The sequence below is a fragment of the Sulfurimonas sp. genome, assembly GCF_029027405.1.
Classification (GTDB): domain Bacteria; phylum Campylobacterota; class Campylobacteria; order Campylobacterales; family Sulfurimonadaceae; genus Sulfurimonas.
Window position 1 is genome coordinate 271,277 of sequence record NZ_CP093396.1, and the last position, 12,575, is coordinate 283,851.

A 12,575-nucleotide genomic window follows, 5' to 3' on the forward strand; every position below is an offset into this window, starting at 1 on the left:
GTTGACTTGAACTGTAAATTTTCATAGAAAATTTATTAGTTCCAAGGTTTTGTTACCTACTTATGTAAATAACTTTGGTGTTAAAGATGTAGGCTTTATATTAGGTTCTTTTATCTTAATAATGATTGGCATGGGCATTTCAATACTTATTAAAAGTGCTTCACCTGATTGTAAAGTAGGTAAATATGCTAATGAACTTTTATTTCCCTCTGAACATGCTTTTTCTATTACACTTCTATCAGTTTCATTTATTAGCCTATGAACTATAAAAGTCCCCATTTGGCTTAATGTGCCTACTGGTATATCTCTTGGTGTTTGTGTAGATATACATAAAAATAATCCATGCTTTCTACACTCTTTGGCAATTTTATCAAAAGCATCAAGTTCTAAATCTTGTAAAAAATCATCTGAAATTGTTTTTTTAAGAAATTGATGTGCTTCATCAACAAATAGAACAAGCGGATTCTCTTTAAATTTATATTGTCTAGCCTCTTCTAATAAATAACTACCAATTGCATTGGTCAATATTTCTCGTAATCCTTTTTCAAATGATGCATCCTTTAAGGATATAATAAATAATGTTTTTTCTGTTTGTTCTTCATCTAAAAAATCTTCTAGTTCTTGGTTAAATTCATTCTCATCTTCTAACTGCTTATTAAATCCAAATATATTTCGAAATTCTGGCTGCCCTCTTAAATGTTCAATTCTACTAATTAAAGAACGTACATTCGCAAGTGCAGTTCCATCAGCTCCTCCAAAATTAGCAGTAGTTCCATGTTTAACACATTCTTTATTAATTTGTTGCGTTACATTTGCTAGATTAAAATCACATTTATCAGTTTCTATAATACTCCTATATCTTCCAAACCTAGTAAAGTAATCACTTTTCGATTGATCTTCTTTTTCATAAATATTTTCTCCATAACCTTCATTTAGCTGTAATTGTTTAACAAGTTTTAAACTTTTAATAGCTTCGATAAGCTTTGGTTTTTGTGCATTTTCACTTGGTCTAAATAGTGCTATTAAATCACTACTTCTAAGTCTTGAATAGTGGAAAAATGTATCTTCATCCTGAGCACCAAATTTTACGGTTTTTACATTATCTAAATTATAAAAATTTTCATATTCACCCGTTGCATCAATTAAAATTGCTTTAGATTTATTGAGACGTAAAAACTCTTCAAGTATTCTTGATATTGTATAACTTTTACCACCTCCCGTAGTACCTACTATTGCACAATGTCGTCCAAATAATTGATTAGGATTTAAAGGTAAGCTAGTTTCTAAACTATTAGTTAATTTTGCAATATCAAAGGATACTGAATTACTAGCTTCATTACTTATAAATAATGTTTTAATTAAATCAGCAGAACATAAATATACCTTTGAACCAACAGCAGGATATCTACCTAGCCCCTTGTCTATTTTTTTGGAATAGTAGTTAAATGATAATAATAATTCTACTTTACCTTGAGGATGAAAACTAGAATCATAAAAGGCATGTTCACCTAAAAAGTTTTGTTCTTTTTCTGGCAAAGAAACTTCTTGTAGCTTTCCTAAAAAACCAAAATTTTCACCTTCAATTACAATATAGTTTCCAACAATACCACCTGATAATTCATCTTCATAGTGCCAAAATTTCTTTAAAAGGGTAGGAGTTGGAAAATGAATATTAGAATAACTTGGGGTGACTTTTGATATATATCCTACAAATTTATCATTTGTAAATATATGTTTATTCATGATTCATTTCCATTAAAATCCAAATACTGGCTCGATGGTAAATTTATTACAAAATCTTTAAAAAATTCTCCAATAATTAATACTTGACTACTTTTTTTTGATAATTCAAAAAGTTTTTTAAAATTCTCATTTATAGTTGGCTTTATAAACGGTTCTATTATCACTAAATTTAAACTTGGATTTTGATTTAAAGCTTCATTTATCATTGTAAAGATATGTTTGTCTGCAAAACTGAACCCTATGTTAATCAGAGTCGTTGTACCACCTTTTCTAAGTTCAGCTTGAAATCTACTCATCATTTCAAAATAAGGCTGTTCATAGGATGATTCATATTTATTACTATTTGGATATATCATCATAGCTTTTGATGGGTTGTCAATTTGCACTATTTCAGTATCTCTTTTTTCCCAATTTACAGAACCATGTAATTTATATAAATGGAATACATTACTAGCAAAATTTTCTGTTGATGAAGTACGGCTATTTTCTCTAACTACAATGTCATAATCAAAATATTTACCACTAAATTTTCTTGGCTGAGTAAATGAAAAACCATCGATGATTACATAACCACCTTTTGCTCCAGCCTCTTCAAATGCTCTATCGTAATTTGTTGTAAATATTTTTAGTCTTGATTGTTTTGTCTTTCGGCTTGTTAGTTTTTTTATAAAATCTAAATGAATCGATTTATCTATAAGTGAGAAATTACATTGTTGCAAAATTGCTTTTTCTATAGTGTCTACATGAAAATTAATACTACTATCACTTTTAAACTCTAAGTATAGTTTTGCTTTAGATAAAACTATTTCTAAATCTTTCTTTTCTTTTACATCTTCATCAATTTCTAAAGTAGTTAAGAAAGTGTTAAAATTGAAGTCTGGATTCACAAGTGTATATATATGATCCCAAAGTTCAGTCATTAATTTACCACCAAATAATTCGTCATCTTTAGAACTACCAGCACCAGTTAAAACAAGTAGTCTTTCAGCAGATACTAATTTTTCAAGAGCTTTTATATAATAATAGTGAATTAACTCAATAGCCTTGTTTATTAATATCTCTTCAGTTATATCCTCAGATAACATATATTCGATTGTACTATCTTCTTGTCTTTCTTTATAAAGAATACTATTAACTCGTAATTCATCTTCTTTTATTTCTATAATTTTATTTTTTGTACTCAAAAATATTTTGTTATTCAATTTTAATTCCTTAGTCTTATTTGCTAGGTAACGGTTGAAGATAGCCAATAAATTGCCGCTAGGTAATTTATTGGCTACTCTGTTTTGTTAGCTTTTTAATAACTTACTCACTATTTTATCAAGTTTTTTAAATAATGTATCATTTTCAATGTTAGCGATTTTAATATTATAATACAAATCATATTTTTTTAATTCTTGTTCTAATTTTTTTATATCCGACAATTCAAATGTAGCAAAATATATCCAAATTAATACAATAAATAAAGCAAAGCCTATTTCGGTTGCATATAGGGTATATGATATTATTTCAGGGATTTTTAGCATATCAAATAGTGGAATATGATTACTAAGTAAATCTTGTACCCATTGTATTATTTTGTCAAACATGGATTTATATAAGTCCCATAATTTTGTAAAATAAATATTTAATATCAATATAGTAAATATAGTTAATTTTCTCAAAATTGATTTATGCAATATATCAATCCGTTTAAAAATAAATTCTATACGTTTTTCATCATATTCTTTTAATTTCATATATTTGCCTTGTGAAGCTAACGGCGAAGCTGAGCTCCATTAATGAGTATATCAGAAAATTCGCTTGCGATTTTCTGGGATACACTTTGATGTGTGACTCCTGCCATTTGTTGTATGTAGCGTAGCGAAATACGACAAATGGTTGGGGGCACGTTTAGGGCTCAGCTTCGCCGTTGTACGTTTCCGCTCCGCGGGAACGTACAACGGGGGCGCGGGTGAGTAACTGCCGTTGGTAAAACTTTAGTTTTTCCAATGGTTGCTTGCTCCTCCCGCTTGTTATCTGGTGCTGTGCGACAGATGACCAGTGGGTGTTCAACCCGCGCCCCCGTTATCCGGTCACGCAGTGAGCGGATAACGACTGTCTTGAGAAATATGAAGCCGTGCTTTGGCTTCATATTTCTCTCCAAGATTTTGTTATATTTGCTTTTTATTACATTTTTTCATAGCAAATGATTTATCATTATATATTGTATTTAAATTATTATAGGTTTCTAAGCCTAAGATTTTTTTACACTCTTCTTCTGTGACTTTTGTTTTATCATTTTTTATTTCAAATCTAATAGATTCTACCAATTGATTATATATCGTATTAATACCAAATGCTTCTTGAAAACCATTTACATATTTAATATGTCTATTAAGATAAACATTTGTAAGATGTTCGCTTGCTATAGGATGTTTACTGTCTTTATCAGTTAATTTAAAAAAAGTAAGACTATTATTTTCATAAATTACTAATTCATCTTTTTTAATATTTTTATATTTTAGATAATATATTTTTTCATCATTCTTAAACTTCAAAGTTGTTGTAGTTAATCTCTTTTTATCTTCAGAATAATAATAGATTAATTTTTTATTGTTTAATTTTCCTAAAGTCTTGACATTGGGCATATTAGTAGTGTATTTAACAACTTCTTTGTTTAAAAAATCAATTTCCATTTGATCATCTTTGGTATTAATAAGTAAGCCATCTTTGACTTTAAAACTCAAATCTTTATTTTGAATGATAGTTCCTGTTAATAATTTAAATTTTTTATCATAAATCAAATTTTTATGCATGCGAATTTGATGATACTTATAATATTTTATTTTATTATTGTTTTGTACTATATTTTTTTTATTTATACACCCATTAAGTACAAGTATGCTTAACACTAGTATAGTTAATTGTAATTTTTTCACTTAAATTCCTTTTGTTTTAGATATAACGGCAGTCGTGAGCCATAATTTTCCCGCTGGGGAAAATTATTGGTCTCCTCGTTTTTGTTAGCTCTTTAAAAGTTAGTTTACTCTTAATTTATCTAGCTTTGAAGCCAGTTCTGCATAGTCTTTAATTTCATGTTCTTTATTGTAAGATGCATTTTTGAATCCGAAGCTTAAGGTATTTACTATATATTTTTTATTTACTACATTTAAAGCCTTTACATTTTCAATTATTGAGTTTGGCTGACATATATATATAATTCCTAAAGTAAAAGAAGGTTTTTCGTAAGCTGAGTTTGAGGTAGAAGTCAATGTTGATATAAACTCATTTAATACTTTCTCATTTGGACTAGAACAATAATCTTTTTCAAGTAAGTTCAATGCTTGAGTATACTCTTTATACATATAGTTTTCAACTTGTTCTCTTTTGACTTTTTTTTCATTATTGTTGCTTTTGATGGATTCAAGAAACTGAGTATTGAGTTCTTGATATCTTTGAAAGACATGAATAATTTGACTGCTTGTTGTGACAGATTGACAAGCTGTTAAGAAAATAGATAAAATTACTAAAAGTTTATACATGTTCTTATCCTTAATCTATGGCTTGCAATGTAATTCTTGCACTTGGAGAAGTTGAGGCAATCGCATTATAAAAAGTATTTGCACTATTTTTGATCCCAATACAACCTTGAGTTCCTGGGACATTTCCATCAGGATGTATTCCAATACCTGTTCTAATTGTAGAAAAATGAGGTGTTAAAGGAACAAAATAACCTTTACCTGTTTCATCTCTAAAACCTTTTCCTATTGATTTTGTATAGCCTGTGACTTTACGTCTTTCTACAGTATACATTCCTGTAGGAAGTGGCTCTCCCCACCCACCACTTACTGCCGTCCAACTTCCGAACCCTGGCCAATTCAAGATATGTGTACTTTTTGAAAATGTCATTGTTGCCATTTAAAAACCTTTAAATTAATTTGTTATTTTATCTTAAATACTATTCATATTTAAGTACTCTAGTAGCTAACGGGGGCGCGGGTGAGTAACTGCCGTTGGTAAAACTTTAGTTTTTCCAATGGTTGCTTGCTCCTCCCACTGGTCATCTGGCGCTGTGCGACAGATGACCAGTGGGTGTTCAACCCGCGCCCCCGTTATCCGGTCACGCAGTGAGCGGATAACGGTTGACTTGAAAAATAAGCTACCCTTTAATCAAGTCTTTTTGTCTTTAACATATCTTATCTCATTTTAATTTAAACTGCTAAAACGCGGCTGGGTAACTTATTTTTCTTCCAAGGTTTTGTTAAGTGTGTAAACGGCGAAATGTTTAAGCTTTCAGTAGTTCTCTTAGTTTGTTTCTATCTAATGACATATTTGTTCCGTTAATAGTATCAATTTTATATTTAGTATCTTTTGAACTAATGATATTTAAAACATTTTCAAAATGATTCTCTGTTTTATCAAATAGTCTTTTGTATCTGTAAACATAATGAGTATGTTCATTTGATTTAGCTAAACAAAGTTTCAATTTAGGCATTAAATAATCTTCGGCTGTTACTTTTAAAAGTTGATGATACAGTTTTTTTGACATCTTTCGATAATGTATTTTAGTATGTTTTGGATTTAATGCAAGAGGAAATATATCTAAGGTAATAAAGCCATTTTTATGAAAACATTCAAACATAATATTTTTTTGTTCTTGTACAAGTTTAGGTTTTTTAATTGTTTGACCATCTTCCAAAAAAGCTTCTAAGTCTTTAAAATGAAAAAATACACTTGCTGGTGTATTTGGGTTATAAATATATCTTTGAATATCGCCAAATAGTGGTGATTCAGAAATCATTATGATTTTTAATTTATCAATTTTATTGAATTGTTCATCCCAAAGTTTTTCTGTTACCTCAAAAGCATTTTTGAGGTAAATTTCATCTTCTTCAAAATGATGTAATATATTTTGTTCTTGATAAATTTCTTTTAAAGAATTTGAGATTGGTTGCCATTGTATATTTTTCATTTCTACCTAAAGTAATTTTTTTCTTAATGCTTATGCTGTACACTTAACGGGGGCGCGGGTGAGTAACTGCCGTTGGTAAAACTTTAGTTTTTCCAATGGTTGCTTGCTCCTCCCGCTTGTTATCTGGCGCTGTGCGACAGATGACCAGTGGGTGTTCAACCCGCGCCCCCGTTATCCGGTCACGCAGTGAGCGGATAACGGCTATCGTGAGGAATAGGAAGCCGCACTTGGCTTCCTATTCCTCTCCTCGTTTTTGTTATGTCGTCTTGTTCTTTATGTCCTTAAAGTTACAACGGAAGTCCGTTGCGTTTGTAAGGGTTTTTCACTTACTGCGTTTAGTCAGTTTGTTGGCGTTTACCGAGAAGGCTTTTCTTTTTCTTCTTGGCGTTTAAGTTTGTAAACTCTCTCTTTAAAGTTAGTTTTTCTTTGATGAAAACTAACTCTAAGCAAGGTGCTTACGATAGACACATAACGGGGGCGCGGGTGAGTAACTGCCGTTGGTAAAACTTTAGTTTTTCCAATGGTTGCTTGCTCCTCCCGCTTGTTATCTGGCGCTGTGCGACAGATGACCAGTGGGTGTTCAACCCGCGCCCCCGTTATCCGGTCACGCAGTGAGCGGATAACGGTCGAGGAGAGCAATAGTTTTCCCGCTAGGGTAAACTATTGGCTCCTGCGTTTTGTTATGATGTCGTGTTTTTCATCTTCTTACACTTTTAACTTAAGTCTAGTTTTTTCATTAACTCAATTTACTGATTTAGCTTTAGGGGTTTATACTCCTCTTCTCCAATTTTGATTGCAAGCTGTTTATTACTAATACTTGTATTAATATGTTCCATTTTTTTATGAATAAGTTTTTTCCTCTTTTCAGCATCTTCTTGTTGCTTTTTAACAGCTATTAAATCTCTACCTTGACAAGTTTTTTTTAAAGCTTTCCAAGTGTTTATATTATCATCATTAGTCATATTTGCTAAAAATATATAAGATTTTTTTTCATTTAAAGAAGTGAATGTTTTTTTTAATATTTTCATATCTGAATCATAATTATTTTTACTTATCTCTGATTTTCTTTCTTGTTCTGTAGTTGAAGATTTCTTGTAAAAAGAAATAACTTCCTTTATCTCTTTCTCTCCTTTATTAAATGAAGCATCATTGCATTCAAGTGCAAATAAGTTTATAGACATTAGTACTAATATCAATAGTGTTTTTATTTTTAATCTCATGATTTTTCCTTGGTTTCTTTTTATTTTTGATAGACTCATAACGACTGTCTTGAGAAATACGAAGCCGCTCTTTGGCTTCGTATTTCTCTCCAAGTACTTGTTATATCGTATCTTAATTTAGATTTTTAATATCTTTAAATATTGTATTTGCTAAAGCATCTATAAATTCTAATTCATATTTTTTATCTCTTAATGTACCTGCTATAATTTCTAAATTCATTACAAATCCACCTCTGAAAGTTAACTTATCTTTATTTATAGTACCTAATAATTTTTTATTATTCATAATTTTAATAGAATATGAATAGTTTGGATAAGCTAAAGAATCAGTAGGTATTGGTGTTGCATCACCAACAAATCTTCTTTCATAATTTGCGTTAACAATAAGCTTGTTCATATTATTGTTATCAGACAATAAGCCATCATTATCTAATAGTTTTGAAAGTTTAGCATTTAAGATATCTTCGAGCTCTCTTTGTGTGTGGTATATGATTTCTGTTTTAACAAGCTGTGAAAGATTTAGTTTAGCATTACTAAATTGAAACTTTTCCGTTGCTTTTATTTTTGGTATTGTTGGACTATTTGAGCCACAACCTGTAATACTTAATGCTATCATAATTGATAGTAAGCTTAATCCTAATTTCTTCATGAAATTTCTCCTTTAATTTTAGACTAGAAAACTAGCCATATCAAAGAATATTAATTATTCAATATTCTTTGATATAACAGTTGACTCAAGCGACGATTTTACCGTTCGTTTTGAGGTCTCGTTATACTTTCAATGGTGTTTTCTACTTTGCATTTTAGAATAAATCATGCAATATACCATGATATTTTTATACTTATTGTTCTTTCAGTCAGCTGTTCTATAATTAAAATAAATTCACTATATTCATTATCTTGGATTAGCCATATTATTTTTTTATTTTTTGAAAATTTACTCAATAAATTTTGAAATTTTTTATTCTCTAAAGATAAAATAAATTTGTTTTTCTCATTCTTTCCTAGAGTAAAATTTGCTAACCATTTTAAGTTTTTTTGAATATTATCTTTAGTGATATTATCTTGAAAAATTATAGTTTGACCAAAGTGATTACATGAATAATATTGTATTTGTAATACACTTTTATGGATAGTCGTTTTAGCTATTTTTAGTTTATTATTCCATTCAAAGTTTGTTAATTGTGTGTTGTCTAGAACATATTGTTTAGTGATTTGATCAGAATCAAATTGACATTCATTAGCAAGAAGTTGAGATGATAGACTCAAAAATAAAAATAAAAAAATTATGTTGAAAGCTTTCATGGCTTATTTCCCTTCTGTTTTTTGATTTATTATTTCTATGTGAAAAGCAGGGTCTTTTGGTGGTGTGAAAAACTTATTGTTATCAATGTCTTTATTATTTTCTACTGCATCTTTAAATAGTGATTTTTTATCTTTAGGCATTCTAGTTTCACTAATGTCAATAATTTGTTTTGATGCATCATTATTCATATGACTGGATGGTGATTCTTTTTCAATTTGCTTTAACATAGCACTTTTTCGTTCTAAATCATTTTTTAAATCTTTATTTTCATAAGCTTTTATGACTTTATCTCCAGCCTTTCCGTAGAGCTTATATGCAGTTTTTACACCTCTTGATTTTATTAATGAAAACATTGCCTCTAATTGTTCTCCAGCTGTTCTTTCCATACTTGTAACATATATAGTCTTAAGTTTAATTTCTTTTCCAATATTTTTTAGAACTTGAATAGAGTGTTCCGTGATTTTATTTTTATCTTTATTTTTATCAAATAAAATTTTAACTTCATATTTTTTTGTGATTAACCCAGCAGATGATTTTTGTTCAATATCAGAAGAAGCTTTAAAGAAATGTTTGTAATTGTCTTCATCTTCTAGCTGAAAAGTATCTTTGATAAAGATATAACCTTTTTCATCACTTGTTTCAGTAAATTCTTTCTTAGAAACAGTCTCAAAAGGTAATTCTGGCTTGTCTGCTATTCTCTTTTTTTGCTCGATTGCAAAAGTATGTTCAGTATTTGGTAAATCAATTTTAACTCTTAGTTTTACATCTTGCCCTAATCGTTCTATATCAGTACGAATATTATCAAGGTTCTTCTTGTCTTTTTCAAGGTCAACCCATTGTATAGCTTCCATGTAGACAGCTGTGTTATGACAAGTTAAAATAGATATATTTTGAAGTATTGCTTTGTTTTTTCTTTTATAAGGAGCGATTTTTTCTTTAGGTGCAGGTTTGTTTGCTCGTCTTTCAAAGACTTCTTTTCTGTACTTTTCTCTTGGGCTTTCAACGGGAACTATAAATGCAGTGTTTCTTCGCTTTAATTCTTCAGCTTTTTTCTTTTCTTCTTCTCTCTTTTTTTTGGCAGCTAATGTCGGCAATTCATTCTCCAATGTTAGATATGCTTTATTTATAGTTTTATTTGTTCTAGTTTAAAATACTATTTATTCAAACACATTCTATATAAAAAAACCTTAAATACAATAATTAGCTATCACTTTTAATGTATGCTAAAAATGTAAATTTGCTAAAAAATATGACAAAATGACATGCTTTTTAATAAAAAGATAAAAATACTATAAAGTGCTTAAAGATTATGTGTATGTTAAATGTTAGATATCTTACTTAATATACAACATGTAGCTTTAGCGACGGTAGTATCGGCATTTAGTGCCAGACATGTTGTAAGTGAAATGAACAAGGCTAAAGTTATCAGCCCATTAGATTTTTAAGGAGTAAGCTATGAAAAAACTAAACTGTGCTACTTATGAAGGTATAGATGCTAAGGTTGTTGATGTTGAATCTACCTTAACAAAAGGGCTTCCTTCTTTTACTATTGTAGGTATGGCAAACATCTCTATAAACGAGTCAAAAGAGCGAGTTAAGTCTGCACTTTTGAGTAATGACTTTTCTTTTCCTCCAAAGCGTGTTACCTTGTCGCTTTCTCCAAGTGACATACGAAAAGAAGGCTCGCAGTTTGACCTTAGCATCGCCCTTTTGATAGCGTTAAATGCTAGTGATGCAGACTTTAGCGAGTGGTTTGTTTTTGGTGAACTTGGACTAGATGGAAGTGTAAAAGAAAACCTGAAACTATATCCTCTCATCTTATCTCTTGCAAATCAAAAAATCATTACAAAGGCTATTGTTCCTTTTGAGAGTTTAGAAAAACTTTCAAAGATTCCAAATATAGAATTTTACGGAGTAAAAACACTCCAAGATGCAACAGAACTTTTAAGTAACCAAGAAGGGATTTCTCCAAGTATTGCTCAAACAGAGATAGCCTACCCATTTTATGAGATTAAGGGTGAGAAATATTACTACGCTAAAGAGTATGAAGATGATTTTAGTGATGTAAAAGGACAAGAGGTTGCAAAAAGAGCCGCACTTATATCGAGTGCGGGTTTTCATAATATTTTATTTGAAGGCTCTCCCGGTTGTGGTAAAAGTATGATAGCTAAAAGACTTAGGTACATTTTACCTGCCATGAAAACTGAGGAGATACTTGATGTTGCCAAACTTCAGGCCCTTGAAGCTAAACCCATAGAGTTTAAACCACATAGGAACATGCGTTCACCACATCACACTTCTACCCTTGGCAGCGTGTTTGGAGGTGGTTCTTTCAAAGCTCAAATAGGTGAAGTTGGTTTAGCACATAATGGAGTTTTATTTTTTGATGAACTTCCTCACTTTAGTAAAACAATTTTAGAAGCACTAAGAGAACCGATGCAAGACAATCGTATCAGAATTTCAAGAGTAAACACTAAGGTTGAGTATCCAAGTAACTTTTTGTTTGTTGGGGCGATGAATCCTTGTCCTTGTGGAAATCTTTTAAATGAGCATCTAGAGTGTAGATGCAATGAGAAAGAAATTCAAAGATATAAAAACAGACTTTCAGACCCATTTTTAGACCGCATTGACTTAACAGTTGTTATGCAAAGTGTAGATGCTAAAGACAAAGCAAGTGTGAGTTCAAAAGAGTTACACAAGCAAGTTTTAGAGGCACATCATTTTGCAAAAAAGAGAGGTCAAGATAATTTTAATGCCAAACTTAGTGACAAGGAAATAGAGAACTTCTGTGCTTTAGACATAGATGCTAAAAGTGTTTTAGATATGGCTGTGAGTAAATTTGCCTTATCTTTTAGAGCTATAAAAAAGACTCAAAAAGTAGCTAGGACTATTGCCGATTTAGAAAAAAGTGAGTTGATACAGAAGAGCCATGTTTTAGAGGCTCTTAGTTACAGAAGACGATGATTGAAGTAGAACTAATCTACTTCAATCTCTTCTAAGTTTGCAGACTCTTCATCTGTAAAAAGTCTAGAGATAGTTATAAATCTTACCCCTAGTGGAATTTCTAAAGAGAAACTAGAGCCTCTTCCTTTAACTATGTCAATAGTGAGATGTGTCGCTTTCATATACTCAAACTGCTCAGGTGACATGAAAAATTCACAACCATGAATCTCTCCTAGTTTTACATCTCGACTGCCAACTATAAAATCACCAACTTCAAAACACATAGGAGCTGAACCATCACAACATCCACCACTTTGATGGAACATGAGTTCGCACTCATGTTCTTTTCTAAGTTGGTCGATGATTTTGTTAGCGGCTTGTGTTGACTCTACTCTTGAAGTTGTCATTG

At 30.5% G+C, this 12,575-nt stretch carries 13 protein-coding genes; 1 reads left to right on the forward strand and 12 read right to left on the reverse strand.

All coding sequences use genetic code 11. The features are described from left to right. Nucleotides 1-60 precede the first annotated feature (60 nt). The 11 genes from MOV42_RS01425 to MOV42_RS01475 all read right to left on the reverse strand — a co-directional run bounded on the left by MOV42_RS01425 (nucleotide 61) and on the right by MOV42_RS01475 (nucleotide 10,317). Entirely contained in the window at nucleotides 61-1,743 is a 1,683-nt protein-coding gene (locus tag MOV42_RS01425; RefSeq protein WP_324172038.1) for an ATP-binding protein, read from the reverse strand. Then, nucleotides 1,740-2,945, reverse strand: a complete 1,206-nt coding sequence (locus MOV42_RS01430) for an SIR2 family protein (protein WP_324172039.1) — start codon at nucleotides 2,943-2,945, stop codon at nucleotides 1,740-1,742. The genes MOV42_RS01425 and MOV42_RS01430 overlap by 4 nt, the downstream gene beginning before the upstream one ends. A gap of 87 nt (nucleotides 2,946-3,032) precedes the next feature. Next, entirely contained in the window at nucleotides 3,033-3,482 is a 450-nt protein-coding gene (locus tag MOV42_RS01435; RefSeq protein WP_324172040.1) for a hypothetical protein, read from the reverse strand. 414 nt (nucleotides 3,483-3,896) lie between these two features. Next, nucleotides 3,897-4,664 carry a hypothetical protein gene (locus MOV42_RS01440; RefSeq protein ID WP_324172041.1) on the reverse strand — a complete coding sequence of 256 codons (768 nt, stop codon included), beginning with the start codon at nucleotides 4,662-4,664 and terminating at the stop codon, nucleotides 3,897-3,899. Nucleotides 4,665-4,763: 99 nt separating this feature from the next. Then, entirely contained in the window at nucleotides 4,764-5,267 is a 504-nt protein-coding gene (locus tag MOV42_RS01445) for a hypothetical protein (protein WP_324172042.1), read from the reverse strand. Between the two features lie 10 nt (nucleotides 5,268-5,277). After that, nucleotides 5,278-5,643 carry a L,D-transpeptidase gene (locus MOV42_RS01450; protein WP_324172043.1) on the reverse strand — a complete coding sequence of 122 codons (366 nt, stop codon included), beginning with the start codon at nucleotides 5,641-5,643 and terminating at the stop codon, nucleotides 5,278-5,280. Nucleotides 5,644-6,010: 367 nt separating this feature from the next. Beyond that, the gene (locus tag MOV42_RS01455; RefSeq protein WP_324172044.1) at nucleotides 6,011-6,697 is read right to left on the reverse strand and encodes a hypothetical protein; all 687 of its coding nucleotides are present in this window, start codon (nucleotides 6,695-6,697) and stop codon (nucleotides 6,011-6,013) included. A 746-nt stretch (nucleotides 6,698-7,443) separates the two neighbouring features. Beyond that, nucleotides 7,444-7,917 (reverse strand): hypothetical protein, encoded by a 474-nt coding sequence (locus tag MOV42_RS01460; protein WP_324172045.1) that lies wholly within the window; start codon nucleotides 7,915-7,917, stop codon nucleotides 7,444-7,446. A gap of 112 nt (nucleotides 7,918-8,029) precedes the next feature. After that, nucleotides 8,030-8,566, reverse strand: a complete 537-nt coding sequence (locus tag MOV42_RS01465; RefSeq protein ID WP_324172046.1) for a hypothetical protein — start codon at nucleotides 8,564-8,566, stop codon at nucleotides 8,030-8,032. A 164-nt stretch (nucleotides 8,567-8,730) separates the two neighbouring features. Beyond that, complete coding sequence (locus MOV42_RS01470; protein WP_324172047.1) at nucleotides 8,731-9,222, reverse strand: hypothetical protein; 492 nt, start codon at nucleotides 9,220-9,222, stop codon at nucleotides 8,731-8,733. A gap of 3 nt (nucleotides 9,223-9,225) precedes the next feature. Further along, nucleotides 9,226-10,317: a hypothetical protein gene (locus MOV42_RS01475; RefSeq protein WP_324172048.1), complete on the reverse strand. Its 1,092-nt coding sequence runs from the start codon at nucleotides 10,315-10,317 to the stop codon at nucleotides 9,226-9,228. Nucleotides 10,318-10,678: 361 nt separating this feature from the next. On the opposite strand from MOV42_RS01475, the gene MOV42_RS01480 reads away from it, so the two are divergent. Beyond that, nucleotides 10,679-12,187, forward strand: a complete 1,509-nt coding sequence (locus tag MOV42_RS01480; protein ID WP_324172049.1) for a YifB family Mg chelatase-like AAA ATPase — start codon at nucleotides 10,679-10,681, stop codon at nucleotides 12,185-12,187. Between the two features lie 11 nt (nucleotides 12,188-12,198). Here MOV42_RS01480 and MOV42_RS01485 read toward each other — a convergent pair whose 3' ends face one another. Next, nucleotides 12,199-12,573 (reverse strand): DUF779 domain-containing protein, encoded by a 375-nt coding sequence (locus tag MOV42_RS01485; protein ID WP_324172050.1) that lies wholly within the window; start codon nucleotides 12,571-12,573, stop codon nucleotides 12,199-12,201. Nucleotides 12,574-12,575: the final 2 nt, after the last annotated feature.

Excerpts from the sequence above, each read along its gene's own strand:
- MOV42_RS01425 (WP_324172038.1), bottom strand. The coding sequence starts at position 1,743 with ATGAATAAACATATATTTACAAATGATAAATTTGTAGGATATATATCA.
- MOV42_RS01435 (WP_324172040.1), bottom strand. The coding sequence starts at position 3,482 with ATGAAATTAAAAGAATATGATGAAAAACGTATAGAATTTATTTTTAAA.
- MOV42_RS01445 (WP_324172042.1), bottom strand. The coding sequence starts at position 5,267 with ATGTATAAACTTTTAGTAATTTTATCTATTTTCTTAACAGCTTGTCAA.
- MOV42_RS01450 (WP_324172043.1), bottom strand. The coding sequence starts at position 5,643 with ATGGCAACAATGACATTTTCAAAAAGTACACATATCTTGAATTGGCCA.
- MOV42_RS01455 (WP_324172044.1), bottom strand. The coding sequence starts at position 6,697 with ATGAAAAATATACAATGGCAACCAATCTCAAATTCTTTAAAAGAAATT.
- MOV42_RS01460 (WP_324172045.1), bottom strand. The coding sequence starts at position 7,917 with ATGAGATTAAAAATAAAAACACTATTGATATTAGTACTAATGTCTATA.
- MOV42_RS01465 (WP_324172046.1), bottom strand. The coding sequence starts at position 8,566 with ATGAAGAAATTAGGATTAAGCTTACTATCAATTATGATAGCATTAAGT.
- MOV42_RS01470 (WP_324172047.1), bottom strand. The coding sequence starts at position 9,222 with ATGAAAGCTTTCAACATAATTTTTTTATTTTTATTTTTGAGTCTATCA.
- MOV42_RS01480 (WP_324172049.1), top strand. The coding sequence starts at position 10,679 with ATGAAAAAACTAAACTGTGCTACTTATGAAGGTATAGATGCTAAGGTT.
- MOV42_RS01485 (WP_324172050.1), bottom strand. The coding sequence starts at position 12,573 with ATGACAACTTCAAGAGTAGAGTCAACACAAGCCGCTAACAAAATCATC.